This window comes from Tardiphaga sp. 768_D3_N2_1, assembly GCF_052076105.1.
Taxonomy (GTDB): domain Bacteria; phylum Pseudomonadota; class Alphaproteobacteria; order Rhizobiales; family Xanthobacteraceae; genus Tardiphaga.
Genome location: NZ_CP197245.1, coordinates 4737103 through 4763058, shown reverse-complemented (window position 1 = coordinate 4763058; position 25956 = coordinate 4737103). Strand labels below are relative to the sequence as shown.

General features: G+C 62.5%; 28 protein-coding genes. 12 read left to right on the top strand and 16 right to left on the bottom strand.

Going from position 1 to position 25956, the window contains the following annotated elements:
• Positions 1–286: 286 nt before the first annotated feature.
• From AB8A27_RS22350 to AB8A27_RS22335, 4 genes are read right to left on the bottom strand one after another with little or no spacing between them, the layout of a single operon-like run.
• Positions 287–757: a DUF1178 family protein gene (locus AB8A27_RS22350; protein WP_092150212.1), complete on the bottom strand. Its 471-nt coding sequence runs from the start codon at positions 755–757 to the stop codon at positions 287–289.
• On the bottom strand, positions 754–1653 hold the full coding sequence (locus AB8A27_RS22345) for a carbon-nitrogen hydrolase family protein (protein ID WP_441243793.1): 900 nt from the start codon (positions 1651–1653) through the stop codon (positions 754–756). Before AB8A27_RS22345 ends, AB8A27_RS22350 begins: the two co-directional genes overlap by 4 nt.
• On the bottom strand, positions 1650–1925 hold the full coding sequence (grxC, locus tag AB8A27_RS22340; RefSeq protein WP_092150217.1) for a glutaredoxin 3: 276 nt from the start codon (positions 1923–1925) through the stop codon (positions 1650–1652). Before grxC ends, AB8A27_RS22345 begins: the two co-directional genes overlap by 4 nt.
• Before the next feature lie 31 nt (positions 1926–1956).
• A complete protein-coding gene (locus tag AB8A27_RS22335) occupies positions 1957–2766 on the bottom strand; it encodes a ComF family protein (protein WP_441243792.1) in 810 nt (269 codons plus the stop codon).
• A gap of 77 nt (positions 2767–2843) precedes the next feature.
• On the opposite strand from AB8A27_RS22335, the gene AB8A27_RS22330 reads away from it, so the two are divergent.
• A complete protein-coding gene (locus AB8A27_RS22330) occupies positions 2844–3692 on the top strand; it encodes a methyltransferase domain-containing protein (protein ID WP_441243791.1) in 849 nt (282 codons plus the stop codon).
• Here AB8A27_RS22330 and AB8A27_RS22325 read toward each other — a convergent pair.
• From AB8A27_RS22325 to AB8A27_RS22315, 3 genes are all read right to left on the bottom strand, one after another.
• Complete coding sequence (locus AB8A27_RS22325) at positions 3689–4087, bottom strand: (deoxy)nucleoside triphosphate pyrophosphohydrolase (protein WP_441243790.1); 399 nt, start codon at positions 4085–4087, stop codon at positions 3689–3691. The two genes, AB8A27_RS22330 and AB8A27_RS22325, sit on opposite strands and share 4 nt — an antisense overlap.
• A gap of 505 nt (positions 4088–4592) precedes the next feature.
• Positions 4593–5840 (bottom strand): bifunctional glutamate N-acetyltransferase/amino-acid acetyltransferase ArgJ, encoded by a 1248-nt coding sequence (gene argJ / locus AB8A27_RS22320; protein ID WP_441243789.1) that lies wholly within the window; start codon positions 5838–5840, stop codon positions 4593–4595.
• A 146-nt stretch (positions 5841–5986) separates the two neighbouring features.
• Positions 5987–6289, bottom strand: coding sequence for a hypothetical protein (locus tag AB8A27_RS22315; protein ID WP_441243788.1), 303 nt, complete (start codon positions 6287–6289; stop codon positions 5987–5989).
• Positions 6290–6490: 201 nt separating this feature from the next.
• Here AB8A27_RS22315 and AB8A27_RS22310 point away from each other — a divergent pair, with 201 nt between their 5' ends.
• On the top strand, positions 6491–6967 hold the full coding sequence (locus AB8A27_RS22310; protein ID WP_092150239.1) for a hypothetical protein: 477 nt from the start codon (positions 6491–6493) through the stop codon (positions 6965–6967).
• 1277 nt (positions 6968–8244) lie between these two features.
• On the opposite strand, the gene AB8A27_RS22305 is transcribed toward AB8A27_RS22310, so the two are convergent.
• The 4 genes from AB8A27_RS22305 to AB8A27_RS22290 form a co-directional block, all read right to left on the bottom strand.
• On the bottom strand, positions 8245–9246 hold the full coding sequence (locus AB8A27_RS22305; RefSeq protein ID WP_441243787.1) for a Bug family tripartite tricarboxylate transporter substrate binding protein: 1002 nt from the start codon (positions 9244–9246) through the stop codon (positions 8245–8247).
• 569 nt (positions 9247–9815) lie between these two features.
• Positions 9816–10787 (bottom strand): TAXI family TRAP transporter solute-binding subunit, encoded by a 972-nt coding sequence (locus AB8A27_RS22300; protein WP_441243786.1) that lies wholly within the window; start codon positions 10785–10787, stop codon positions 9816–9818.
• A 38-nt stretch (positions 10788–10825) separates the two neighbouring features.
• The gene (locus AB8A27_RS22295) at positions 10826–11812 is read right to left on the bottom strand and encodes a TAXI family TRAP transporter solute-binding subunit (RefSeq protein WP_092150251.1); all 987 of its coding nucleotides are present in this window, start codon (positions 11810–11812) and stop codon (positions 10826–10828) included.
• 87 nt (positions 11813–11899) lie between these two features.
• Positions 11900–13915: a TRAP transporter permease gene (locus AB8A27_RS22290; protein ID WP_441243785.1), complete on the bottom strand. Its 2016-nt coding sequence runs from the start codon at positions 13913–13915 to the stop codon at positions 11900–11902.
• Between the two features lie 201 nt (positions 13916–14116).
• Between AB8A27_RS22290 and AB8A27_RS22285 the strand changes: the two genes are divergently transcribed.
• The 7 genes from AB8A27_RS22285 to AB8A27_RS22255 all read left to right on the top strand — a co-directional run bounded on the left by AB8A27_RS22285 (position 14117) and on the right by AB8A27_RS22255 (position 20324).
• Positions 14117–15064, top strand: a complete 948-nt coding sequence (locus tag AB8A27_RS22285; protein ID WP_441243784.1) for a TAXI family TRAP transporter solute-binding subunit — start codon at positions 14117–14119, stop codon at positions 15062–15064.
• Positions 15065–15150: 86 nt separating this feature from the next.
• On the top strand, positions 15151–16149 hold the full coding sequence (locus AB8A27_RS22280) for a tetratricopeptide repeat protein (protein ID WP_441243783.1): 999 nt from the start codon (positions 15151–15153) through the stop codon (positions 16147–16149).
• 2 nt (positions 16150–16151) lie between these two features.
• The gene (locus tag AB8A27_RS22275; RefSeq protein WP_441243782.1) at positions 16152–16679 is read left to right on the top strand and encodes a tetratricopeptide repeat protein; all 528 of its coding nucleotides are present in this window, start codon (positions 16152–16154) and stop codon (positions 16677–16679) included.
• 66 nt (positions 16680–16745) lie between these two features.
• Entirely contained in the window at positions 16746–18656 is a 1911-nt protein-coding gene (locus tag AB8A27_RS22270) for a propionyl-CoA synthetase (RefSeq protein WP_441243781.1), read from the top strand.
• 169 nt (positions 18657–18825) lie between these two features.
• Positions 18826–19092, top strand: coding sequence for a hypothetical protein (locus AB8A27_RS22265; RefSeq protein ID WP_441243780.1), 267 nt, complete (start codon positions 18826–18828; stop codon positions 19090–19092).
• Between the two features lie 180 nt (positions 19093–19272).
• Positions 19273–19965 (top strand): OmpW/AlkL family protein, encoded by a 693-nt coding sequence (locus tag AB8A27_RS22260; protein ID WP_115032770.1) that lies wholly within the window; start codon positions 19273–19275, stop codon positions 19963–19965.
• 140 nt (positions 19966–20105) lie between these two features.
• The gene (locus AB8A27_RS22255) at positions 20106–20324 is read left to right on the top strand and encodes an alkylphosphonate utilization protein (RefSeq protein WP_011665834.1); all 219 of its coding nucleotides are present in this window, start codon (positions 20106–20108) and stop codon (positions 20322–20324) included.
• A gap of 12 nt (positions 20325–20336) precedes the next feature.
• On the opposite strand, the gene AB8A27_RS22250 is transcribed toward AB8A27_RS22255, so the two are convergent.
• The 3 genes from AB8A27_RS22250 to AB8A27_RS22240 all read right to left on the bottom strand — a co-directional run bounded on the left by AB8A27_RS22250 (position 20337) and on the right by AB8A27_RS22240 (position 21931).
• A complete protein-coding gene (locus tag AB8A27_RS22250) occupies positions 20337–20543 on the bottom strand; it encodes a type II toxin-antitoxin system HicB family antitoxin (protein ID WP_441243779.1) in 207 nt (68 codons plus the stop codon).
• Between the two features lie 77 nt (positions 20544–20620).
• Positions 20621–20950: a potassium channel family protein gene (locus AB8A27_RS22245; RefSeq protein WP_441243778.1), complete on the bottom strand. Its 330-nt coding sequence runs from the start codon at positions 20948–20950 to the stop codon at positions 20621–20623.
• A gap of 282 nt (positions 20951–21232) precedes the next feature.
• Positions 21233–21931: a DUF1013 domain-containing protein gene (locus AB8A27_RS22240; RefSeq protein WP_092150281.1), complete on the bottom strand. Its 699-nt coding sequence runs from the start codon at positions 21929–21931 to the stop codon at positions 21233–21235.
• 258 nt (positions 21932–22189) lie between these two features.
• On the opposite strand from AB8A27_RS22240, the gene ispH reads away from it, so the two are divergent.
• The 3 genes from ispH to rnhA are packed head-to-tail and all read left to right on the top strand — an operon-like array spanning position 22190 to position 24612.
• Complete coding sequence (gene ispH / locus AB8A27_RS22235; RefSeq protein WP_441243777.1) at positions 22190–23152, top strand: 4-hydroxy-3-methylbut-2-enyl diphosphate reductase; 963 nt, start codon at positions 22190–22192, stop codon at positions 23150–23152.
• Between the two features lie 5 nt (positions 23153–23157).
• On the top strand, positions 23158–24138 hold the full coding sequence (locus AB8A27_RS22230; RefSeq protein ID WP_441243776.1) for a homoserine kinase: 981 nt from the start codon (positions 23158–23160) through the stop codon (positions 24136–24138).
• Positions 24139–24162: 24 nt separating this feature from the next.
• Entirely contained in the window at positions 24163–24612 is a 450-nt protein-coding gene (gene rnhA, locus AB8A27_RS22225; protein ID WP_092150290.1) for a ribonuclease HI, read from the top strand.
• A 155-nt stretch (positions 24613–24767) separates the two neighbouring features.
• Here rnhA and AB8A27_RS22220 read toward each other — a convergent pair whose 3' ends face one another.
• Both AB8A27_RS22220 and AB8A27_RS22215 read right to left on the bottom strand, forming a co-directional pair.
• The gene (locus AB8A27_RS22220; protein WP_441243775.1) at positions 24768–25253 is read right to left on the bottom strand and encodes a peroxiredoxin; all 486 of its coding nucleotides are present in this window, start codon (positions 25251–25253) and stop codon (positions 24768–24770) included.
• Positions 25254–25361: 108 nt separating this feature from the next.
• The gene (locus tag AB8A27_RS22215) at positions 25362–25907 is read right to left on the bottom strand and encodes a DUF924 family protein (protein ID WP_441243774.1); all 546 of its coding nucleotides are present in this window, start codon (positions 25905–25907) and stop codon (positions 25362–25364) included.
• Positions 25908–25956: the final 49 nt, after the last annotated feature.

Sequence of the window (25956 nt, the reverse complement as noted above, 5' to 3'; positions counted from 1 at the left end):
GTCTTTCCGATCGCGACTCAACATCAGCACTATAGCCTTCAGGACACATCCAGGTCCGAAATCGCGCAATGCGATCTGAGTGCAGTGTGCGACTCATATTCAGGCACTTGCTTATAAGTTAGGCGAGTTTTGCCATCTCTCAAGGGCCGGCAAAGCGATTGTCCACGTCTGTGACTCGAACGCCACAAAGTTGCCGTATGTTTTAAAGCTTTCGGAGTCCTGTACCGGTGGCGCTGTTTGGATGAGTCGAAACGCGCACAAGAGTGCTGGTGAGCGGAGGTTGCGCTCAGTTCCGATCGCTGGGCAGGACGGGCAGCGGAGTCACCTCGATACCTTCATCGATCAGCGACCGTGCTTCATCCGGCGTCGCTTCGCCGTAGATCGGACGATGTTCAATGTCGCCATAATGCATCTTGCGGGCTTCGGTCGGGAAACTTTCACCGACATTGTCCGCGTTTCTGGTGACGTGATCGCGCAGTTCTTTCAGCTTGGCGCGCAGCGCGGCTTCCTGCGGCGCCATCATCAGCGGGGCCGTGGTCTCGGAACCCGCGTCAGGGGCGGGGGCCTCTGCGGATGCCGGGTGATTCTTGCTCTTGCTCAGGATACGCGGGGCCATAATGGCCTTCTCGACCTTCACCGATCCGCAATTCGGGCAATTAACCAGTTTGCGCTTCACCTGGGAGTCGTAGGCGCCGGAACTCTGGAACCAGCTTTCGAAAGCATGGCCCTTCTCGCAGCGCAGGTCGTAACGGATCATGTCGCTTGCCGGACAAGGTGCAGATAGTCAGGGCCCGATTTGGGATCGCTGACGCTGAAGCGGCGGCCGTGCTGCAGGGACGGCACGGTCTTGCGCGCTTCCGTCACCTTCGCAGGATCGATCTTGGCCAGAATGAAGCCCGGCTCGACGCCGGTCGCTTCGGCCAGAACCACGCCCCACGGGTCGATAATCAGGGAGTGTCCATAGGTCGCACGCTTGTTCTCATGCACGCCGCCCTGCGCCGCCGCAAAGACGAAGCAGCCGGTTTCGATGGCGCGGGCGCGCAGCAGCGTGTGCCAGTGGGCTTCGCCGGTCTTCTGGGTAAAAGCCGACGGCACCGTCAGGAACGACGCGCCGCTTTCGGCCAATGCGCGGTACAGCGCCGGGAAGCGGACGTCGTAGCAGATGGTCAGGCCGATGCGGCCCCAGGGAAGGTCGGAGATGACGGCAGTCTCGCCGGGCTGATAATTCGCGGATTCGCGATAGCTCTCGCCGTTCGGCAGGTCGATGTCGAACATGTGGATCTTGTCGTAGCTCGCCAGGACATTGCCGTCCGGTCCGATCAGAAACGAGCGGTTGGCGGCGCGTTCCGGATTGGCCAGCACAGCCAGCGATCCGATATGCAGGTAGATCTTCAGCTCTGCGGCGAGCGCGCGATAGGACTTTAGCGAGAGGTCGTCTTCCTCCGGGCGCAGATGTTCGAACAGCGCTGTGCGATTGAGCTGCATCATGTTGCTCACTTCCGGCGTGAGCACATAGTCGGCGCCGGCGAGCGCGGCTTCGCGGATCAGATGGCGGCCCTGTTCGAGGCTCGGCTCCGGCAGCAGGCCAGTGCGCATCTGCACCATGGCGGCGGTGAAGGTCTGGGGCTCGGACGTCGGGGATGTCTGGCTCATGAGGTGGCCTTTTCACCTGCGATCAAGGCGTCAAATTTGCCTTCGCGGTCCAATGCATAGAGATCGTCGCAGCCGCCGATCAGGGTGCCGCCGATGAAGATCTGCGGGAAGGTGGCGCCTGGATAGGTACGGTCGAACATTTCCTGGCGCAGCTTCGGATCGGTCGCGGTGTCGAAATGGGTAAATGCAGCTTTCTTGCGCTGGAGCAGCGATATCGCCGCGCTGCAATAGCCGCAGCCGGGGCGGGTGTAGATTTCAATCGCGGCGGCCATCTGGTGCTCCGGTTCGCAGGGAAGTGTCTGATTATATGGGGACCTTGTGGGCCTCCACAACCCGCGCAAAGACCAACACATCGACCTGGGCCGCCTTGGCGCGCAGCAGCGCCCGTGCGCAGGCGTCCGTCGTGGCACCCGAAGTCAGCACGTCGTCGACCAGAATGACGCGGCGGCCCTGGATTTCAGCCCGGCGTTCAGGCGGGACCTTGAAGGCGCCCTGCACATTGCTGGCGCGTTCGGTGCGCGACAGGCCAATCTGGTGTGCGGTCGGGCGTATTCGCCGCAAGGCATCGCGGGATATCGCAACGCCGCTCTGCTGGCTAATTGCCCGCGCCAGCGCGCCGGACTGGTTGAAGCGCCGGCTGAAGCCGCGCCGCCAATGCAGCGGCACCGGCACCAGAATATCGGCGTCGGCTAGCAATTCCTTCCCCGCACGCGCCATCCAGCGACCCATGGTTGGCGCGAGATCTGTCCGGTCGTGATATTTTAACTGATGCACCAGCGTGCGGGCGACATCGTCATAGCGCACGGCTGCGCGGGCGCGCTGATAGGCCGGCGGATCGGCAATCGCCTGCATCGACAGGATGCCTGGGCCGGGATCATAGACAAACGGAATGCCGAGCCGGTTGCAAAAGGGCGGTGCGATGAAGGAGAGCTTGCCCCAGCAGGTCGCGCAGACACCTTGACCCGCAACAGGTTCCCGGCAGGCGACGCAGAGTGTCGGCAGTGCGATGTCGAGCGCCGCTCGGGCAGTCTGCGTCCATGCAGACCGGCAAAACTTCAGCGCGCCGCGCAATTGCGCGGGGAGGGACCATGACACTGTGGCCTCTGCGTCCATAGGTTGAAGGCTAGAGCCCTCCTGCGCTGATCTCAAGCGCGATTGCCAGATCCCCGGTGTTCGGCGTACCAAGCCGCATGGCTCAGACCCCAAATGCCGCACCTATTCTGTTCGACCGAGCTCTGCTGCGGGCGCGGCAGGCGCGTGCGTCGCGGTTGGGCGTCGAGAATTTCCTGCTGGATCGTGTCATCGCCGACATGGATGAGCGATTGCAGGCGGTGCTGCGCCAGTTCGACAATGCCGCTGACGTCGCGACGCCGGGCAACCGTCTGCGTGATGCCGTGGCCGGGCGTGTCGGCCGTCTCGCACATGCCGAGGTGCCCGATGTCGAAAGCGATGGTCTCAATCTCGCGCCGGCGTCGCTCGATCTCGTCATCTCCGCGCTCGGGCTGCACTTCGTTAACGATCTGCCCGGCGTGATGGCGCAGATCCGCCGCGCGCTGAAGCCTGACGGCTTGCTGTTGTCAGCGATGCTCGGCGGCGACACACTGACCGAGCTGCGGCAGAGCTTCGCCGCGGCGGAAGCCGAACGCGAAGGCGGCATCTCGCCGCGTGTCGCACCAATGGCTGATCTGCGCGATGTCGGCGCCTTGCTGCAGCGCGCGGGATTTGCGCTGCCGGTGACCGATGTCGATCGCGTCGTGGTGCGTTACGACAGCGCCTTCGGTCTGATGCAGGATCTGCGCAGGATGGGCGCCACCAATGTGCTGGTCGAGCGCCGCCGCGCACCGCTCCGCCGCGCGACGCTGCTGCGCATGGCGCAGATCTATGGCGAGCGTTTCGCCGATCCCGACGGTCGCATCCGCGCGACCTTCGACGTCATCTGGTTGTCCGGCTGGGCGCCGCATGAGAGCCAGCAGAAGCCGCTGAAGCCGGGCTCGGCGAAAGCAAGTCTCGCCGATGCGGTGAGGGGGCTGAAGCCCTAAAGCAGATCGATCAGATGCGGGATCAGCGGGATATCCGCGGCCGGCATCGGATAGTCGCGCAGTTTGTTGGGGCGCACCCAGGCCAGGTTCTGGCCTTCCCTGGAGATCGCGAGGCCTTCCCAGCGCCGGCAGATATAGAGCGGCATCAACAGATGGAAGTCCTCATAGGCATGGCTGGCGAAGGTCAGCGGCGCGAGGCAGGCTTCCTTCACGGAGATCCCGAGCTCCTCGTGCAGCTCGCGGATCAGTGCCGCTTCCGGCCGTTCGCCGGGCTCGAGCTTGCCGCCGGGAAACTCCCATAGGCCGGCCAGCGCCTTGCCTTCCGGCCGCTGCGCGATCAGCACGCGGCCGTCGGGATCGATCAAAGCGCAGGCAACGACGAGAACCATTTTCATCGGTAATATCTCACTTCAAGAAACGAGCGCTGCGCAGCCTGGAATCTCGCCCGGAGACTGGCGCGTAAACGTCGGGTCATCGTCCTTGCGCGCAATGCCTGCAGCGGGCTTGACGCGGATATCGACAATCAACGGCTTCGTACCGCGCGGAAATCTTAGCGTATAGCCGAGCGTGTCGGTGCCGTCGAACCCCCGGGCGGGACCGATACACGATCTCCACGCCTTCGATTTCCATCGGCATGCAGTGCTTGGCGCCACCGAACAACACATTGCTTGGTTTGACCAGGCCGCTGCGCAGGCAGACGAAACCATGAGCGGGTGCGGTGTCGAGCTGAACCTGCGGAATGCCGACGCTCTTGCAGGCATTGTTCCAGCGTGCGCCAATGCCGATGCCGACTTCCTTGTTGCTCTCGGTCGCGCCGCATGCGCCCGACCGGCAGGTCCTTGGCCAGGGCCTCTGTCGAAAAGACGATCGCCGCCAGACTGACGCTCGCGGCGATTCTCCTCACGACCGATAGTCACCGTTGATGGCGACATATTCCTTGGTGAGGTCGCAGGTCAGCACGCGGTCGCGGCCCTTGCCGAGGCCGAGCGTGACCTTGATCTGCACCTTCGGGTTCTTCATCGCGTTGGACACTTCGGTCTCGTCATAGGACGGATCGCGCGCGCCCAGTTTGGCGACGCGGATGCCGTTGAAGGAGATCGAGAGCTTGTCGCGATTGGCGGGTTCGCCGGCCTTGCCGACCGCCATCACCACGCGGCCCCAATTGGCGTCCTCGCCGGCGATCGCCGTCTTCACCAGCGGTGAATTGGCGATCGACATGGCGATCTTGCGTGCCGAGGCCTTGGTGGTCGCGCCTTCGACAACGACTTCCACCAGCTTGCGGGCGCCTTCGCCGTCGCGTGCGACCTGTTCGGCGAGGTCGTTAAGGATCACGTTCAGCGCCTTCACGAAGGGTTTCAGCCTGATATCGCTGGCCTTGGTGATCTTCGGTGCGCCCTGGGCGGCTGCTGCACCGGTGGCGAACATCAGCAGCGTATCGGAGGTCGAGGTGTCGCCGTCGATGGTCACCGCGTTGAACGAATCTTCAACGCCGGCCTTCAGCAGGGCCTGCAATGCGGCTGCGCTGATCGGCGCATCGGTGAAGATGAAGGACAGCATCGTCGCCATGTCGGGCGCGATCATGCCCGCGCCCTTGGCCATGCCGTTGATCGTGACCTTCGCCTTGCCGAGTTTCACGGTGGCGGTGGCGACCTTCGGGAAAGTGTCGGTGGTCATGATCGCCCTGGCGGCATCCATCCAGCCGTCAGGTCCGGCGCTTTCCGCGAGCGTGGCGAGCACGCCGTCGAACTTGGTGGCATCGAGCGGCTCGCCGATCACGCCGGTCGAAGCGAGGAAGATCTCGTTCGGCTTGCAGCCGACGGCCTTGGACGCGATGTCGCCGGTGAGTTTGGTCGAGGCTTTGCCGGTCTTGCCGGTGAAGGCATTGGCATTGCCGGAATTGACCACCAGCGCCTGTGCCTTGCCGTTTTTCAGCACCGCGCGGCACCACTCCACGGGAGCCGACGGACACTTCGATTTGGTGAACACACCCGCTGCCGTCGTGCCCTTGTCCATCACCGCGAGCAGCACGTCGGTGCGGCCCTTGTAGCGGATGCCGGCGGCGGCGGTGGCGAGGCGCACACCTGCAATGGCGGGCATCTCGGGAACGTCGGTCGGGGCGAGGGGGGAGATGGGGGACGGCTTGGCCATGAGTGCTTTCAGCTTTCGTAAAAAGATGAAGCGCTCTGTATCACCTCTGCCACCATGGTGGGAGAGGGCTTCATGGAGAAGGGAGCAATGTCATGGCTCCGTCATGCGGCCCCGTCCGGTCGCGCATGATCCTCCGAAAACCGGGACTAGCCCGGGCCGAATTTGAACTTGCCGTCGTCTTCGAGGAACGGGCCGCTGCGCATATAGAGCTGGCCGTTCTCGCCGATAAAGAAGAGCGTGTTCTTCGGCACTTTCTTGGCGCCTTTCAGCAGAAACTTGGCATTGTTGGTGCCCATCTTGTACGCGAAGGTCTTGCCTGATGCGTCGTAGCCATAGCCCATGTCGGGCGAGAGCACCCAAGGGGTCGGCGCCTGTGCCAGAGCCGGGCCCGCGAGGATCGACGTCACCAGTGACGTGGCGCACAGCATCGTAAAGGCTCGAGCGGTCATCCCTAATTCTCCGAAAAGTGTCTTTTGAAAGTGCAGCGCGACTGTGCGTTTGTCTTGAACAAATCACGAACGGCAACAGGCCGTCAATACGACATGCGGTCGCGACAGAGTTTGTTATTTCGCAAGCCTGGTCTGGCGACTATCTTTCGCATTCGGGCTAAGCCGGTCCACGATGAATTCGGCGATGGGGATGATTCGACAATGCGCGTGATGGTGAAAAGTCTTCTGGTTGCGGGTGCGGTGGTATTGGCGCCCGGTCTTGCTGCGGCGGATGATTACAAGCTCAGCAACAACCAGCGTATTGCCTGCGGCCGCGGCCTCAGTGCCGGCAAGCTGAGCACGGCCACCTGCCGTTCCTACGCCTATCTGTTCAATACCAGGACCTCCGAATATTTCCGGTGCTCGGTGTCGCTGTCGATGACGCGTGACGCCAAGGAAGTCATCAATGTGCAGACCGACGGCGGATGCGTGAAGAAGCCGCGCGTGTTCGATACCGACTCCAGCTATTCCTTCGATGCGACCGAAACCGAACCGCCGAACACCAATTCGTTCTTCGGCAATGGCGGCTTTGTCATATGGGCGAGTGATAACACCCAGCAGAAGGTCCGCGGCTGCGTCACGATTCCATCTGGACTCGGCTCCGACGTGTCGCGCTGCATCGACATGAAGTTCGAGTAGGCGGTCTTACTTTTTTCCCTCCCTCAAGCGGCGAAGCCGCGCAGTGGGGAGGGTGGATCGATGCGAGCGTTCAGCGAGCATCGAGACGGGTGGGGTGGTGCAGCAAGCGCCGTCCTTCCGTGGGGAGAGACCCCACCCCGGCCTATCGGCCGACCCTCCCCACTGCGCGGCTTCGCCGCTTGAGGGAGGGATGCCTCTGACGCCTGCGCGTCGTTGCTGATGTGAATTTCAAACAGCCATTGCGCTTCAGACATGCGCCATCACCCCTGTTGTTTGCGGCGCGGGGGCGCCGTCGTGTTTTGCATTCCCGCCCCCTTATGAGAGGGCGTGCGGAACGCCGGGTGCCCGTTGCACCCTTGGGCCTGATGCGATGCGGTCTTCCGCAATCTATAGAGTGCATCAGGACTTTCGGAGGCGCCGAGCAAGTGCCCGACGTTCCGCCTGCGGTGTTTTTTCGACTTGCTTGCACTTTGCCTCAGCGAACGATCCGATCACCGAATTAAAGTCCCAAGGCGATGGGAAGGGAGCCTCAAGCACTTAGGCCGGACGCGTTTCGATTTGGTCGTCCGTCACACTGTCCAGGGATCTTTCCATCTCAAGGTCGGCCGTGTCCTTGCCAGTGGCAGTGCTGGCGCAGATCCGTCCTGCCCGAAGACAGACGTCACCCATGAACCGCGTAACGCCGCATCTCCGGCGTCCACCGCACCCTGCCCCGCGAACGTGACGATCGCGATCGCCCCTCTCGGTGGGGCAGGACAGTGGGGAATATAATCAATAAAGGGATATTGTCAACGGGCGATAGGAAAAAATGTTTGACCCAAATCTATCAGCCGTCGTCCCCGCGCAGGCGGGGACCCATACACGCTGGAGAACTGGTGAAAGCGCCGTCCGTTGTAACTCTGCCGCTCTAACCACACTGACCGTGGCTATGGATCCCCGCCCCGCGCACGCCTCCGGCGTGCTAGGCGGGGATGACGCGGAGAGGTCAGCGCGACCCCACACTCGTCATTTCGGGGCGGCTGGGCACCTTCGCGCAGACGAACCCGGAATCTCAGCATAGGAGTCTCTAGTCAGCGCCAAACACTCCGGGATTCCGGGTTCGCACTTCAGCGGCTTCGCCGCTTTCGTGCGCCCCGGAATGACAGTGTGAAGCAGGCGCCCGCCCACTCCCAAAATAAAAGGGCACGCGCAGATGCGCGTGCCCTTCGATCAACTTGCGATGACTATCACAGCCGGTACGGCATGATCAGCCTGTGCCGGGCTCTGATTGTCAGCCCTTACTCCGGCTTGATGCCGGCGAACTGGGCGACCTTGCCCCACTTCTCGATTTCCGACTGCACATAGGCATCCATGTCGGCCGGCGAACCGCCGGTCGGATCGGCGCCGAGCTTGATCAGGCGGGCAGTGCCATCGGCCGACTTGATGAACTTGTCGGTCGAGGCGTTGAGCTTGGCGATGATCTCCTTCGGCGTCTTGGCCGGTGCCGCGATGGTGAACCAGGAGGCGGCGTCGTAGCCGGGAACGCCAGCTTCGGCGATGGTCGGAATGTCCTTCATCGGCTCCCAGCGCTTGGCGGTGGAGACGGCGAGCGGACGGATCTGGCCGCTTTCCGCGAAAGGCTGTGCGGCGGGCAGGTTGTCGATCATCAGATGGACGCGGCCGCCGATCAGGTCGGTGAGCGCGGGGGCGCTGCCCTTATAGGGCACGTGGGTCAGCTTCACGCCGGTCATGGACTTGAAGAGTTCGGTCGACAGATGCGCGGTCGAGCCGAGGCCCGGCGTGCCGTAGAAATATTCGTCCGGCTTGGCCTTGGCGAGTTCAATGAATTCCTTGACGCTCTTGGCCGGCAGCGAGTTGGTCACCGAGAACAGGTTCGGCACCTTGGCGATCACGATCACCGATGCCAGATCCTTGACCGGATCATAGGTCATGTTCTTGAACACGAACTTGTTGATGGCGTGGGTGCCCGGAGTGCCGACCAGGAAGGTGTAGCCATCGCCTTCGGTCTTGGCGACGAAATCGGCGGCGATGTTGCCGCCGGCGCCGGCCTTGTTCTCGACGATGAACTGCTGGCCCATCTCTTCGGACATCTTCTGCGCGACGACGCGGGCCAGAATGTCGGTGGTGCCGCCGGCCGCGAACGGAACGATGAACTTCACTGGCTTGGTGGGCCACTCTGCGGCGCTGGCGCGGCGCGACAGGATCGGCAGCGTGCCGAGGGCAGCCGCACCGCCGAGGATCACGGAGCGGCGGGACGGGAAGCGGGTCGATGATGACATCTCGAAGAGTCCTTTTGCATATCGGGCAGGCCGCGCGGCTGCGACGCGCGATCTGATTGAGGGTGTTTAAGACAATGACGGGAGGCCGGGATCAAGTGGGAACCGGCACGGCTGGGGTAACGAACCCGAGGGCGGTTCGCTCCTACGACTCATCTGCGCAACCGGCAGGTCCTTTCAGCTTCTCCCGATCAGCGTTTCCATGGACAACATGCATGGGAACGTACTGGGTGGATGGTACTATCCTGCACTGCAAGTTGCTACCGCAATGCAATACCATCCTTAAGCATTTGGTACTAAGGCGTGATGACGTGCGTCGGAAGGTCGCGTTTCCGGCATGGTGAGGACGAAGCCTGGGGCGAACGGCAGCACGATCGAACCGAGGGGGACGGTATTGCCCGGCAGGCAATGGCGGCTGAGTGATCCGGTTCCACGGTATTCGTCGTCGTAACACCGTCCTGTCAGGTGTGGTCCCCGCCTGCGCGGGGACGACGTGGAGAGAATATCGCAGAACAAAGGCCGCGATGCGTGTGCATCGCGGCCTTTCAAACTTGTGGGATTGTGGGCCGGCCTTACTTCCCGATGCCCTTTTCCTTGAAGTATTTCAGCGCGCCCGGATGGAACGGCACCGGCGAGCGGTCCTGCACCTGGTTGTCGAGCGAGAAGCTTTCGGCTTCCTTGTGCACGGCGACGATGTCGGCCTTCTTCTCCACCAGCGTCTTGACGATGTTGTAGGCGTCGTCATCGCTCATCTTGTTGCCGGTGACGATGATGTTCCAGACTTCGGTATTGGCGTTGTCCTTGTCCATGCCGGGATAGATGCTCTTGGCTATGGTCGAGGGTGAATACAGCTTGCCGTATTTGACGTTCATCTTCTCGGCGAGGTCGCTGTGGTCGATCAGCTTCATCTTCACGCCCGGCGTGGCGGCGAGATCGGTGACGGCTGCGGTCGGAACGCCCCCGACCCACATGAAGGCGTCGATCTTGCGATCCTTGATGGCGTTGACACTTTCGGCGACGCCGAGACGCTCGCGCTTCATGTCCTTGTCCTTGTCGAGGCCGGCGGCTTCCAGCACACGGAACGCCATCACCTCGGTGGCGCTGCCTGGCGAGCCCGTGGAGACGCGCTTGCCCTTGAGGTCGGACATCTTCTCGATGCCGGTGCCTTCCACGGTCACCACATGCATGCGGTTCGGATAGACCACCAGCAGGGTCTGCAGCGGCACCTTGCCGCTCTTGAACTTGTCTTCGCCCTTGAAAGCATCGAGCGCGGCGTCGGCCATGGTGAAGCCCATTTCGCTCTGGCCCGAGGCGATCAGCTTGAGGTTATCGACCGAACCGCCGGTGACTTCCGCAGTGGCCTGGGTGTTCGGGAGTGCCTTCGACAGCACATTGGCGATGGCGCCGCCGAGCGGATAATAGACGCCGCCGGTGCCGCCGGTGCCGATCGCCATGGTCTTCTGCTGTGCGATGGCTGCGCCGGCAAGGCCGGCAGTGGCGACCAGCGCCACGGCAATCGATGTCTTTCTGAAACGCTTGAACATGGTTCCTCTCCTCCAGTTTTCCTGTGATGTCGCGGTGACTATTTCACCGCGCCGACTTCCTTGAGATATTTGAGCGTGCCGGGATGGTATGGCGCCGGCGATTGCGCGGGTGTCTGCGTGGCGAGATTGATGTTCTCGGCCTCCTTATGCACGGCGACGAGGTCGGCCTTGTTCTCGAAGATGGTCTTGGTGATCGCATAGGCCGTCTCGTCCGACATCTTGTCGGTGGCCATGATCTGATTCCAGGCGGCGAAACCACGGCTGTCGGTGGTCTGGCCCGGATAGCTGCCGGCCTTGATGACGCTGGGTGCGAAGATCTGGCCGTATTTCTTCACGATCGGATCCAGCAGATAGTCGATATCGATCAGCTTGATGGTGACGCCCGGCGTCGCCGCGAGGTCGACCACCGCGGCAGTCGGCACGCCGCCGCCCCAGAAGAAGGCATCGATCTTGCGATCCTTGAGCGCGGATGCGGATTCAGCCACCGACAGCCGCTCGCGCTTGACGTCCTTGTCCTTGTCGAGGCCGGCGGCTTCGAGCAGGCGGAAGGTCTGCGCTTCGGTGGCGCTGCCCGGCGCGCCGCCGGAAATGCGCTTGCCTTTCAGATCGGCGAATTTCTCGATGCCGGTGCCGGCGATGGTCACCACATGCACCGGGCTGGAATAGACGGCGACGATGGTGAGCAGTGGCACCGGCTTCTTGAACTTGTTCTCGCCCTTCACGGCGTCGGATGCGACGTCTCCGGTCATGAAGCCGAGATCGGCCTGGCCGGTTTCCAAGAGCTTGATGTTGTCGACACTGCCGCCGGTGACTTCGCCGGTGGCCTGGGTGTGCGGAAGCTTCTTCGACAGCAGGTTCGCAAGGCCGCCGCCGAGCGGATAGAAGATGCCGCCGGTCCCGCCAGTGGCAATGGCGATGGTCCTGTCTTCCGCAGAAGCACCGGTCGCGGCGCAGGCCATGCCGAGCAGAGCAAGGCTGAACGCCCCATGTCTGAACGCCCCGTGTCTGAAAGCTGTCCATCTCATCGCGTCACTCCCTGAAGTCGGCGGCGCCGCTTATCTGCGGCGTCCGCTGTCATGCGATAACTTGACGTTATTCGTTTCTGTCGTTGGTCATGCCGGTAACGGTTGCGTCCTCGTCCTTGCCTGCCACACCAGCACGCCGAGGCCGATGATGAGGCCGGGCACGAATGTGTAGCTGATGTCGCGGCCGATGATCGATTCGATGATCGCCTCGATCAGGCTTGGAAACACCAGCAGCAATCCCGATAGCAGAAGCAGGCCGCGCTCCACTGGCGTATTATGTCGCAGGCCCCAGTTTTGCGCGACGGCGGCGAGCGCGAGCAGGCCGCAGGTGGTCTTGAAGGTGATTTCCAGGATATCCACCCACGAGCCGCCCTTCGGAATGTTCAGCAACAGGCCGACGCCTTGCGGATCGCAGACGAAGACGAATGGCACCAGGAAGGCGGGTAGCGTGTATTTCCACGACTGCAGCGTGGTGCGGTAGGGATCGCCGCCGGTGATCGCGGCCGCCGCGAAAGGCGACAATGCGGTCGGCGGAGAGACTTCCGAGAGCACCGCATAATAGAAGATGAACATGTGGGCGGCGTAATCGGGTACGCCGAGCTTGATCAGCGCGGGCGCGGCGATCACGGCGCAGATGATGTAGGACGCGGTGACCGGTACGGCGAGGCCGATGATCCAGACGATCAGGGCGGTGTAGATCGCCGTCAGCAACAGGCTGCCGCCGGCATAGGAAATCACGATCGACGAGAATTTCAGGCCGAGGCCGGTGAGCGTGACGACGCCGACCACGATACCGGCGCAGGCGCAGGTGGTGGCCGCGTTGAGCGCGCCGATCGAACCGTCGGCCAGCGCCTTCACCAGCTTCTTCGGCACCAGCGCGGTATCCTTGCGCAGGAAGCTGAGCGCGAAGGTGACCAGCGTGGCGTAGAACACCGACAGCGACGGCGAATAGCCGATGATCATGAAGACGACGACGGCGAGCAGGGAGATGAAGTGGAAGCCGTAGCGCTTGGTCATTTCGCCGAGGCCCAGCTCGGGCTTGATCTGTACGTTTTTCGCACCGAAGCGCTTGGCGTCGATCTCGACCATGATCAGCAGCGACAGATAATAGAGACAGGTCGGGATGGTCGCCATCCAGATCACGTCGAGATAGCTGATCTTGAGAAACTCAGCGATCAGGAATGCCGCAGCGCCGAGCACCGGCGGCGACAGGATCGCGCCGAGGCCGCCCGCTGCAAGCAGGCCGCCGGCGGCGTTCTTCTCGAAGCCGGCCTTGGACAGCATGGGTGCAGCGACGGTGCCGATCATCACCGTGGTGGCGACGCCGGAGCCCGAAGGGCCGCCGAGCAGGAATGACGACAGCACCACGGTGCGGCCGGCGGCATTCGGCTTGCCGCCCATCAGTGCCAGCGAGAAATCGATGAAGAATTTGCCGGCGCCGGACATCGACAGGAAGGCGCCATAGATGGTGAACAGGATGATCAGCGTGGCCGATACGTCGACGGCGACGCCGAAAATGCCTTCCAGGGTGATGAAGAGATGGCCGACGAGGCGCGGCAGGTCGTAGCCGCGATGGGTCCATGGCGCGGGCAGATGCGGGCCGAGCATCGCATAGGCGATGAAGAACAGCGACACGACCGGCATGATCAGGCCGGTGGTGCGGCGCGTCGCTTCCAGCAGCAGCACGATGAAGACGATGCCGACAATGACGTCCATATGATCCGGCACGGTGGCGCGGTCGGTGAAGTCATCGCCGCCCCATAGCGCATAGACGATGGTGGCAATGGCGACGATGCCGGGCACGATGTCCCACCAGCGCACGCGATTGCGGAAGCGCGCGGCCACGGGGAACAGCAGGAAGCTCAGGATCAGGGTGAAGGCGACGTGGATATAACGCAGCTCCTGCGTCGGTACGATTGCGTAGGCGGCATAGAGATGAAACAGGCTCATCACCACGGCGATGCCGGTGGAGATCGTCCCGGCCCAGCCAAGCAGGCGATTGGTTGCGCCTTCATCGGCTTCGATGAACGCTTCAGCCTTTGCCAATGCCTCGTCGGAGACGGCAACGGTTTCATCGTTCGCGTTAGATTTCTGGTCAGTCATGTTTCTTCCCCCGGGATATTTCCCGCAGCCGGCTTTGCCGGCCTTATTCTTCTGAGTGCGGGGCATTCATGCCGTTTTACCCGGCTGGCGCAAGGGCTTACGGGTGAAACTTTCGTCGCGGCGACGGCGTTCGCTCTTGCAACGCCGTTGACCGCATGAGGGCCGCGGTTCACTTTCGCGGTCCGCATGACGGGAAATGACATGACAACGAGGAAGCGTCTGCTGGCGGCACTGGCGAGTGCCGTCGTCCTATGCAGTGCAACCGCGCGCGCCGAGCCGTCCATCACGCTGCTGACCGGCAATACGTCCGGGATCTATTTTCCGCTCGGCGTGTCGATCGCGATGATCTATGCGGATATCCCCGGCGCGAAAGTTCAGGTGCAGACAACCGACGGTTCGGTCGAAAACCTCTCGCGGCTGCAGCAAGGCACAGGGCAGGTGGCTTTTGCACTGGGCGACGCGCTGAAGGACGCCTGGGCCGGCAATGCCACGGCGGGCTTCGACGGCAGGCAGGACCGGCTGCGGGTGATCGGCGCGCTCTATCCGAATTACATCCAGATCGTTGCCACCAAAGCGAGCGGCATCAGGACGCTCGGCGATCTCAAGGGCAGGAGCCTGTCAGCCGGCGACAGGCGATCCGGCACCGAGCTGAATGCGCGCACCATCCTGCGCGCAGTGGGACAACCGGTCGAGGTTCTCGGCGAAGTACGCTATGTCTCGTTTGCCGAATCCACGACGCTGATGATCGAGAAGAAGCTGGACGCGGCGGTGCAGTCGGCCGGCCTTGGCGTGACGTCAATCAAGGAGCTCAGCGAAGCCACCGATATCACCCTTGTGCCGCTGCCGCGGTCGGTGGTCAGGAAGATGGGTGCACCATTCAAGCCGGATATCATTCCGGCGAACACCTATGTCAGCCAGAACAGGCCCGTGCCGACGGCATCGGTGATGAATTATCTGGTGACGAGCACGGCCGTGCCGGACGACCTCGTCTATGAGATGACGAAACGCCTGTTCGACGGTCTTGATGAGTTGGCGGTCGCGCATCGCGCCGGCCACGAAATCCGACTGGCGAGCGCCGTGAGCAAAAGCCCGGTGCCACTGCATCCCGGCGCGCTGCGCTACTACCGGGAAAAGGGATTGATCAAATAAGTCATCGTTGTCCGTGCCCGGCGGCCATTGGCGCTCTTTGAGGCGCGGGTCATCCGGGCTAGGATGATGGCGGGCTGGGCGCGTCGATGAAATTCTCCTGGACGGCATTGTGTCTGTGTGTTGCCGCATCAGTGCTTGCACTGATGAACACGGCTGCGCCGGGATGGGCCGCCGATGGAGAGCTGAGCTGTGCGCTCGACAGCCCCCTGCCGCTTGATGAGACCATCGGAATCTGCGGGCTGGTCATCAATTCCACTGCCGGCCTTCGCGAACGCGTCGGTGCCCTGATCGTGCGCGCCGAGCTGCGGTTGAAGCAGGACGATCCCGGCAAGGCCATTGAAGACTGCGGTCAGGCCATCGATCTCGATCCGTTGTCGACCGCTGCGCTCGATATGCGCGGCAGGGCGCTGGCTGCGGACAAGAAATTCGATCGTGCGCTCGATGATTTCGATCGCGCGATCAAGCTCAATCCACATAGCGCCACGCTGTTTGCCGGGCGTGCGTCGACCTTCGCAGCCATGCATGAAAATCGCCTCGCGGTGCGCGACTATACCGAAGCGGTTCGCCTCGATCCCACTCGCGTGCAAAGCCTCGTTGACCGGGCCGCCGCCTATGCCAAGGTCAAGCGCTTCGATCTGGTCATCGACGACCAGAGCGACATCATTCGTCTGGAGCCGACTGCGGAACATTACGATGCGCGCGGTCAGTCCTATGCGCGCAACAATGCCTATACTCGCGCGATTGCGGATTTCGACGCGGCGATCAGGCTGGAGCCGAAGGCCAGCTACTTCATGAATCGCGGCAACGCCTTCAGCCTCAGCGGCGCCTATGATCGCGCCATCGCCGATCACGACATGGCCGTGCAGCTTCAGCCCGATCTGGCGATGGCCTACAACAATCGCGGCGTCGCCTGGCGCGACAAGGGCGACCCTGCGCGTGCTCTGGCCGATTTCGACGCGGCCGTTCAGATCGATTCAACGCTGGATATCGCTTTGCGACATCGCAAGCAGCTTGAGAAATATCGGGTGGCGGCACGCAAGCCGGCGATCGGATTGCATCCATCCGCCGATGCGAGCACGCGATAGCAATGACTTTTCGCAATTCATACGTAGGCGTATCGCGCGTCGTCGGCGTTCTGATCGCACTGTGCTGCGTGATCCCGGACACAGCATGGCCAGCAGTCAACGAACCCGCAGCCGCGCCAGTCGATCCCGCGCTGTGCGTTGCAGCAGTTGCGTCAGGCGATGACGAGAAGATTCTCGCGGTTTGCAGCACGCTGATCGACAACGAAAAGACCGAGCGGCCCGACCGGCTGAAAGCGCTGATCGCACGCGCCGGTGTCTATGTGCGCAAGGAGCAGACCGATCGCGCCATCGCCGATTATGACGCGGCGCTGCGGCTCGATCCGACGCAGGCCGTTCTGTTCAATGCGCGCGGCGAGCTCTGGCGCAAGAAGGGCGATCGGCCGCGCGCAGTGCGCGATTTTGGCGTGGCAATCAAGCTCGATCCGCAACTGGACGTGGCGCGCGCCAATTACAAGGCGCTCGCGCAGGAGATCGAGCGGATCGGCGTGGAGATGTCGGTCAAGCCACAACCAAAGGCACCCTTGAAATAGCTGGCCATCCCGTGACAATGACGAGGCAATGAACCCCGGCGGTAAGCGGGGGCGGGAGAGACGCCAATGACAAATCGCAATGCCAGCCGCTATCACGAGGTTCACGCGCGCTCGCTCGCGGACCCCGAAGGCTTCTGGGGCGAGGCCGCGCAGGCGATCGACTGGATCGCGCCGGCGAAGAAGGTGTTCGATCCGTCCGTGGGTCTTTACGGCCGCTGGTTTGTCGGCGGCGTGCTCAACACCTGCTACAACGCGCTGGATCGCCATGTCGCGGGTGGCCGCGCCGATCAGGTCGCGTTGATTCACGACTCGCCGCTGACGGGTGAGGTCCGGAAATTCACCTATGCCGACATGCTGCATGAGGTGCAGGTACTCGGCGCCATCCTGCAGGATCTTGGCGTCGGCAAGGGCGATCGCGTCATCCTCTATATGCCGATGGTGCCGGAAGCTGTGGTCGCCATGCTCGCCTGCGCGCGCATCGGCGCGGTGCATTCGGTGGTGTTCGGCGGCTTCGCGGCGAAGGAGCTCGCGACGCGCATCGAGGATGCGCGGCCGAAGCTGATCCTGTCCGCGAGTTGCGGGATCGAGCCCGGCCGCATCGTGCAATACAAGCCGCTGCTGGATGAAGCGATCGCGCTCGCCAGCGTGAAGCCCGATGGCTGCATCATCCTGCAGCGCCCGCAGCATGGTTGCGATCTCAAAGCCGGCCGCGATCACGACTGGGCCGAATTGCGCAGCAAGGCGATGGCGGCGAAGAAGTCCGCCGATTGCGTGCCGGTGCTGGCGACCGATCCGCTCTACATCCTCTATACGTCCGGCACGACCGGCAAGCCCAAGGGCGTGGTGCGCGACAATGGCGGCCATGCCGTCGCGCTGGCTTGGTCGATGGAGAATCTCTACGGCGTGAAGCCGGGTGAGGTCTGGTGGTGCGGCTCCGACATCGGCTGGGTGGTCGGCCATAGCTACATCGTCTATGGCCCGCTGCTGCATGGCGCGACCTCGATCATGTATGAAGGCAAGCCGGTCGGTACGCCGGATGCCGGCGCGTTCTGGCGCGTCATCTCCGAACACAAGGCCGTTGCTTTTTTCACCGCGCCGACCGCCTTCCGCGCCATCCGCAAGGACGATCCGGACGGCAGCTTCATCCGCAAATACGATCTCTCGCATTTCCGCACGCTGTTTTTGGCCGGCGAGCGCGCCGATCCGCCGACGGTTGACTGGGCCGAGAAGCAATTGAAGGTGCCGGTGATCGATCACTGGTGGCAGACCGAGACCGGCTGGTGCATCGCCGGCAATCCGGTGGGCCTTGGCCAGTTGCCGGTGAAGCACGGCTCGCCGACAGTGCCGATGCCCGGCTACAAGGTCGAGGTGGTGGATGAGGCGGCAAAGCCGCTGCCTGCGGGCACCATGGGCTCCATCGTGATCAAGCTGCCGATGCCGCCGGCCTGTCTGCCGACTTTGTGGGAGCAGGACGAACGCTGCAAGGAAGCCTATTTCAACGAATTCCCCGGCTACTACAAAACGTCCGATGCCGGTTATCTTGATGACGACGGCTACGTCTATGTGATGGGCCGCACCGACGACATCATCAATGTCGCCGGCCATCGCCTCTCCACTGGCGGCATGGAAGAGATTCTGGCCTCGCATCCCGACGTCGCCGAATGCGCCGTGCTGGGCATCAAGGATACGATCAAGGGCGAGGTGCCCTGCGGCTTCCTGGTGTTGAAGGCCGGCGTCGCGCGCTCCACTGCGGAGATCGAAAAGGAAGTCGTCGCTTTGGTGCGCGAGAAACTTGGGCCGGTCGCCGCCTTCAAGCTCGCCATCGCCGTGGCACGCCTGCCGAAGACGCGGTCGGGCAAGATCCTGCGCGGCACCATCAAGAAGATCGCGGACGGCGACAGCTGGACCATGCCCGCGACCATCGAGGATCCGAAGTCGCTGGACGAAATCGGCGCGGCGCTGAAGGGCAGGGTGTGAGGCTCGGTCGTAGGATGGGTAGAGCGGAGCGAAACCCATCACTCTGCCACTGACCCGGCCGATGGGTTTCGCTTTGGCGCGATGCGCCTCCGCTCTACCCATCCTACCCACCTTACAAATCCCGCATTTCGCGCTAAACACGGCGTCACCGACGTGACAGGAACCATGCATGCGACTGACCTCGACCTCTCTCATCGCGCTGACGCTGGCCGCGACGCTGCTCAGCGCCTGCGCGCGCCGTACCGATGTGCCGATCTCGAGTCTCGGCGACGACGATGACGCGATCTGCCGCGCCAATGGTGTCGTTGCCGGGTCAACGGAATATGCAGCCTGCCGCAAGGACCGCGACGTCCAGCGCAGCAATGCGATCAATCGTGCCGACCGCGCGCAGCGTAATCTCGGCGAGTACATGCTGAACAATCCGAACCGGCCGTAACGCCGCGGATTGATATTCCGCAAGACTGTGTCACCCAAAGGCAACGACCGCGCAGCGAGACGCTGTGCGGTCGTTTGCTTTTGATGGAGATCAACGTGCAGGCGCCGCAGCGAGCGTCTTTCGGATTTGATCGGGTGAGATCGTTCACTCCGAACGAATCGAAAGACAGGGCGCTTCGTGATGAAGAGAATTTTGACAACGATGTCGTTGCTGATGGCGGCAACGGCGATGACCAGCATGGCGACGACGGCAGGCGCCGCCGATCTTCCGGCCGCGACACCGTATTACAAGGCGCCGGTGGTCGAGGCGTGGAATCCCTGGATGATCCGTTTGCGCGTGCTCGGCGTCATTCCGGAGAATGGCGGCACGGTTCACCAGGTGCCGGGCTCCAGCCTGAAGACCTCCGATCAGGTCGTTCCCGAACTCGACATCTCGTATTTCTTCACGCCGAACCTCGCAGCAGAACTGATCCTCGGCGTCACCAAGCACCACGTCACCGGCGATGGCGCCATCGCCGGCCTCGATGTTGGCAAGGCCTGGCTGCTGCCGCCGACGCTGACCTTCCAGTATCACTTCACGCAGTTCGGCGCCTTCAAGCCCTATATCGGCGCAGGCGTGAACTACACCTGGTTCTTCAGCCAGAGTGCCAGCGGCGTGGGCGTGACCAACAGCCGTCTGAAGGACACCGCCGCGCCGGTGCTGCAGTTCGGCTTCGATTACATGATCGACAAGCACTGGGGCTGGAATGTCGACGTGAAGAAGATGTGGATGCGCCCGGATTGGGAAGGCACGCTGGCGTCAGGCGCAGCGATCACCGGTCAGGTCAAGCTCGACCCGTGGCTGGTCGGCACCGGCATCACCTACAAGTTCTGATTCTGTCGGTCTCTCTCTGACTGAAGGGCCGATGTCAGTCGGCCCTTCTTTTTTGCCATTTTGCCGCGCAACTGTTGCTTTCGGCGCTCCCATCCTGTTGGGTGCCCCGCTCCAAACCATCGCACCATCAGGACAACATCATGGATATCAAGGTCAGGGATTCGAACGGCGCGCTGCTCGCCGAGGGTGACACCGTCACACTGATCAAGGACCTCAAGCTGAAAGGCTCGTCCACCGTGCTCAAGCGCGGCACTGTGATCAAGAACATCCATCTCACCGACAATGAAGACGAGATCGAAGGCCGCACCGACAAGGTGAAGGGCCTGGTGCTGCGGACGGAATTTCTGAAGAAGGCGTGAGGGCCCGCAACGTCAGGTCTCGACGTAATCCGCAATGCTGGTCGGGGCGGGGACAGGTAGCCCGTCTTCTTTCAAGCCTTCGATATGAAAGCGGACAGCGTCCCGGATCTCGGCCTCGACGATCTTCACTGTATCGCCGGTTGCGACGCAGCCGGGCAGGTCCGGCACGTATGCGGAATAGTTGTTGTCGGTCTTCTCGATGACAACTGCATAGCGCACTAGGGTTTCTCCGTCAGGGCTGCCTGACTATCACATCCTGAAACTCGCTGCGGGAAGAAATTCTGACTTTCCTCATGCTACTCCCGCCCTTCCTCATGCTCGCGGAACGTCGATAGCCGCGACAGGAATGCCAGCATCAGTCCGATGCCTGATATCGAGAACAGCATGGTGAAGATTTTGGCGATGGCGGTGGTCGGCGACAGCGTGGCGTCGCCGACAGTGGTGAGTGCCATCGCGCTGAAATAGGCAGCGTCGATCCACGGCCAGCCTTCCACGGCGTGAAAGAACACGGCGCCGGCGGCCATGGCGATGGCCAGCAGAAACAGGGTCGCGCGAAATTCGGGATCGCGCAGGCCGCGGCGGAAGCCGGCCAGCAATCGCACCAGACCGAGCCAGAGAGATGCCATCGTCGCCACTCCAAGCGTTGCCGTCCATGCGCGATGTCGCAGGATTCGATGGCGTTTGGAAAGTGAAGATTATGCGTCGGTTGCTGGTGTAGCGGGATGGAAGGTGTTTGTAGGATGGGTAGAGCGCAGCGAAACCCATCTCTTTCGTGCGGTAACGATGGGTTTCGCGAAGACGCTCTACCCATCCTACAAACTACAGAAACAAAAAAAAACGCGGCGGGATGAACCGCCGCGTTTTCAATTCTGCAATTGCCGCCGCGCATCTGTGCGCAGCGCAGGCGCCTATTCTTCCTCGTCGTCCTGCTTCTTGCCGCCGCCGATGGTCTTCAGCTTGGCGAATACGGCATCGACATTGAGGTCGTCGCGGCTGCTCTCGGTGGTCTCGAACTCGTCCTTGCGGGTGGTTTCCGAGGCCGGTAGCAGGGTCGCGCCGCCATAAGCCTGATCGGTCGGCTTTTCCTTGGCCGCGCGCTGGACTTCGAAATCGAGTTCGATCTGCGAGCACAGGCCGAGGGTCACCGGATCCATCGGGGTCAGGGTCGAGGCGTTCCAGTGGGTGCGGTCGCGGATCGAGGCGATCGTGGTCTTGGTGGTGCCGACCAGACGCATGATCTGGCTGTCCTTGAGCTCCGGATGGCTGCGGACCAGCCACAGGATCGCGCTCGGGCGCTCGTGGCGGCGCGACACCGGGGTGTAGCGCGGGCCCTTCTTCTTGGCGGCCGGCGGGAGGATCACCTTGCTCTCTTCGAGCTTGAGCCGGTAATTCTTGTCCTTTTCGCCCTTTTCGATCTCGTCGCGGGTCAGCTGGCCGTTGGAAATCGGGTCCATGCCCTTGATGCCCTGGGCGGCGTCGCCGTCGGCAATGGCGCGGACTTCGAGCACGTGCATCTTGGTGAAATCGGCGACCTGGTCGAAGGTCAGCGCCGTATTGTCAACGAGCCACACGGCCGTCGCTTTTGGCATCAGCGGGGCATTGCTCATGGCAAATCTCCTTTGTGCCTCGCCCACCTCTTTCGGAGGCGAAGCCGTCTGGTCATCGGGGATGACGGGAATTAAGCCTCTATATAATCTGTCCGAGGGCAACCACGCAATGCCCGACAGTTCGGCCTTGACACCGCCGCAAACCGGCCCCAAGTCCTTATGCAAACAAGCCCTTTGGCTGATTTCTCCATTAAATTGAGCGCTCGCATCCGCGGTTCCGGTTGCTGAACCTGCTCCAAGGCCCCTGGATCGCCCGATATGACGACCAAACCGCCCCTTAAACTCGTGCTTTGCTCGCCGCGTGGCTTCTGCGCAGGCGTCGTCCGGGCGATCGATACGGTCGAACGCGCACTCGCCATCCATGGCGCGCCGGTCTATGTCCGGCACGAAATCGTCCATAACAAATATGTGGTGGACAGCCTGAAGACCAAGGGCGCGATCTTCGTCGAGGAACTGGCCGAGATTCCAGATAATACCTCCGCACCGGTCGTATTTTCCGCCCACGGCGTGCCGAAGTCGGTTCCGGAAGATGCGCGCCAGCGCAATTTCTTCTCCCTGGACGCGACCTGCCCGCTGGTGACCAAGGTTCACCGCGAGGCGGCGATCCACTTCAAGCGTGGCCGCGAAATCCTGCTGATCGGGCATTCCCATCATCCGGAAGTGGTCGGCACGGTCGGCCAGCTGCCGCCGGGCGCCGTCCAGCTGATCGAGACGGCCGAGGATGCGCAGACCTTCCAGCCGAAGGATCCGGACAACCTCGCTTTCGTGACCCAGACGACGCTGTCGATCGATGACACGGCGGAGATTGTCGCCGTGCTCAAGGAGCGCTTCCCGACCATCAACGGACCGCACAAGGAAGACATCTGCTACGCCACCACCAACCGCCAGCTCGCGGTGAAGAAGGTGGCGCCGGTGGTCGATGCGCTGATCGTGGTCGGCGCGCCGAACTCATCGAATTCGCAGCGGCTGCGTGAAGTGGCCGAGCGCGAAGGCTGCAAGGTGTCGGTGCTGGCGCAGCGCGCCAGCGATCTCGACTGGTCCATGTTCGACGGCATCTCCAGCCTTGGCATCACCGCAGGCGCATCGGCGCCGGAAGTGATCGTCGAAGAGATCATGGACGCGTTCGCGCAGCGCTACACGCTGCATGTCGAGACCGTGTCGGCCGCTGAGGAGAACGAGTTCTTCCCGCTGCCGCGTTCGTTGCGCCCTGACGCGGCATAAGTGCGATGGCGGTTTACACCGACGTCGCTGCCGATGATCTCGCGGACTTTCTGAAAAGCTACGATGTCGGCGAATTGCTCTCCTACAAGGGCATCGCCGAAGGCGTCGAGAATTCCAACTTCCTGCTCCACACCTCCAAGGGCGCGTATATCCTCACGCTCTATGAGAAGCGCGTGGCGGCGGACGATCTGCCATATTTTCTGGGCCTGATGGCGCATCTCTGCGCGCGCGGTGTGAATTGCCCGCAGCCGCAGAAGAATCGCGATGGCGAGGTCTACAGCACGCTCGCCGGCCGGCCGGCGGCGATCATCAACTTCCTCGAAGGCATGTGGCCGCGCCGTCCCAATGTGATGCATTGCGCCGGTGTCGGCGAGGCGCTGGCGAAGATGCATGTCGCTGGGCGCGATTTCCCCCTGGTGCGCAGGAACCCGCTCTCGGTGGATGGCTGGCACACGCTGCTCGAGGCGGCGGGGCCGCGCGCGGACACCGTGCAGCACGGCTTGTTCAACTTTCTGCAGACCGAGCTGGATTATCTCACCGCGCGCTGGCCGGGCGATCTGCCGGTCGGCGTCATCCATGCGGATCTGTTTCCGGACAATGTCTTCTTCCTTGGCGACAAGCTTTCGGGCCTGATCGACTTTCCGTTCGCCTGCAATGACCTGCTGGCCTATGACGTGGCGATCTGCCTGAATGCCTGGTGCTTCGAGCAGGACTATTCCTTCAACGCCACCAAGGCCCGCGCATTCTTCAACGCCTATAACAGTGTGCGGCAGCTCACCGAAGCCGAGCAGAAGGCATTTCCGCTGCTGGCGCGTGGCGCTGCCATCCGCTTCCTGCTCACGCGTCTGGTGGATTTTCTCAACGTGCCGGAAGGCGCCTTCGTGAAGCCGAAGAACCCGCTGGACTATGTCCGCATCCTGCGCTTCCACCAGTCGGTGGCATCCATGGCGGATTACGGCGTCGAAGCTCCCAAACTCCCCGCATAAGACTTGCCGCATGAGACTGCCCGCGTGACGACATCGACGCCTGTGACGATCTATACGGACGGCGCCTGCTCCGGGAATCCCGGCCCCGGCGGCTGGGGCGCGATCCTTCGGTTCGGCGATGCCGAGAAGGAATTGAAGGGCGGCGAGGCGCACACCACCAATAATCGCATGGAGCTGATGGCGGCGATCTCCGCGCTGGAGGCGCTGAAGAAGCCGTGCTCCGTCGATCTGCACACCGACAGCCAGTACTTACGCAATGGCATCATGAGCTGGATTCACGGCTGGAAGAAAAACGGCTGGAAGACCGCCGACAAGAAGCCGGTGAAGAATGTCGACCTGTGGCAGCGGCTCGACGCCGCGCTGAAGACCCATGACGTACGCTGGCACTGGGTCAAGGGCCATGCCGGTCACGCGGAGAACGAACGCGCGGATCAGCTGTCGCGGGATGGTCTGGCGGAGAACCGGGGCCGGTAGGAGCGGGCGGCATTTTGCGCTGACTGCGCATCCAACTCTGTCGTCATGCCCGGCGAATGCCGGGTATCCACGTCTTGGCCTGAGGCGAAGACGTGGATGGCCGGGACAAGCCCGGCCATGACGGAGTTCGTGGTTCTGTAATCGAAGATCTCAGCTCAGAGCTGGCCCAGCAGCGTGTCGCCGCCGGAGACTTCGACCTTGCCGGGTGCCGGCTCAAGGTTGAGCTTGGTCACCTTGCCGTCTTCCACCAGCATCGAATAGCGCTTCGAGCGGATGCCGAGGCCGTTGCCGGATGCGTCGAGCTCCATGCCGATGGCCTTGGTGAAGTCGGCATTGCCGTCGGCCAGGAAGGTCGCTTCGTCGCGCAGGTCGGTGTCTTTCTTCCAGGCGTTCATCACGAAGGCGTCGTTGACGGAAATGATCGCGATGGTGTCGACGCCCTTGTCCTTGATGGCATAGGCGTTGAGGAAGATGCTCGGCAGATGCATCTTGTGGCAGGTGCCGGTATAGGCGCCGGGGACGGCGAACAGCGCCACCTTTTTGCCCTTGAAGATGTCGTCGGTGGTCTTCACGGCCGGACCCTCGGAGGTCATGACACGGAGCTTGGACTCGGGCAGCTTGTCGCCAACTTGAATGGTCATCGTCGGTCTCTCCTGAAAGTAAGGGTGAGTGTGTTTAGACCGGCTGCATGACGCGGGCAATATTACGCGCTGCGCAAAGCTTGGCCTGCCGCGCGTATCACGACGATGTCACCCGCCGAAGCCGCCGGCATCGAGAAAGGCCTGCTCCTCCGCCGTGGTGCTGCGCCCCAGCACCCGGTTACGGTGCGGGAAACGGCCGAAGCGCCGGATGATATCGGCGTGCTCGTCGGCATATTTCAGATTGTCGCTCTCGCCGGTGGCGCGAAACAGCGCGCAGCAGTGCTCCTGATCGGCGAGGTCTTCCGAATGCATCAGCGGCATATAGACGAATTGCTGCATCTGCTGGTCGACCCGCTGATCGACACCGCGCTCGACCGCCCTCACCGTGAGGTCGCGGGCGAGGCGATCGCTGGAAAAGGCACGCGCGTCGTTGCGGAACATGTTGCGGGGAAACTGGTCGAGCACGAGGATCAGGGCGAGGGTGCCCTCGTCGCTGGTCTCCCACGACGCGAGCCCGCCCGTGACAGCCTCGTCCCACAGCGCCCGGAAGCGACGGGTGATCTCGGCGTCGAAATCGTCGTTCTTGGCGTACCAGCGCTCCCAGCCGGCGTCTGCCCAGAAGGCGATGATGTCGGCGGGAGTCGTTGCAGTCATATTGAAATCCATAGGGTGGGCCATGCGAAAGCGGCCCACCCTATAGCAG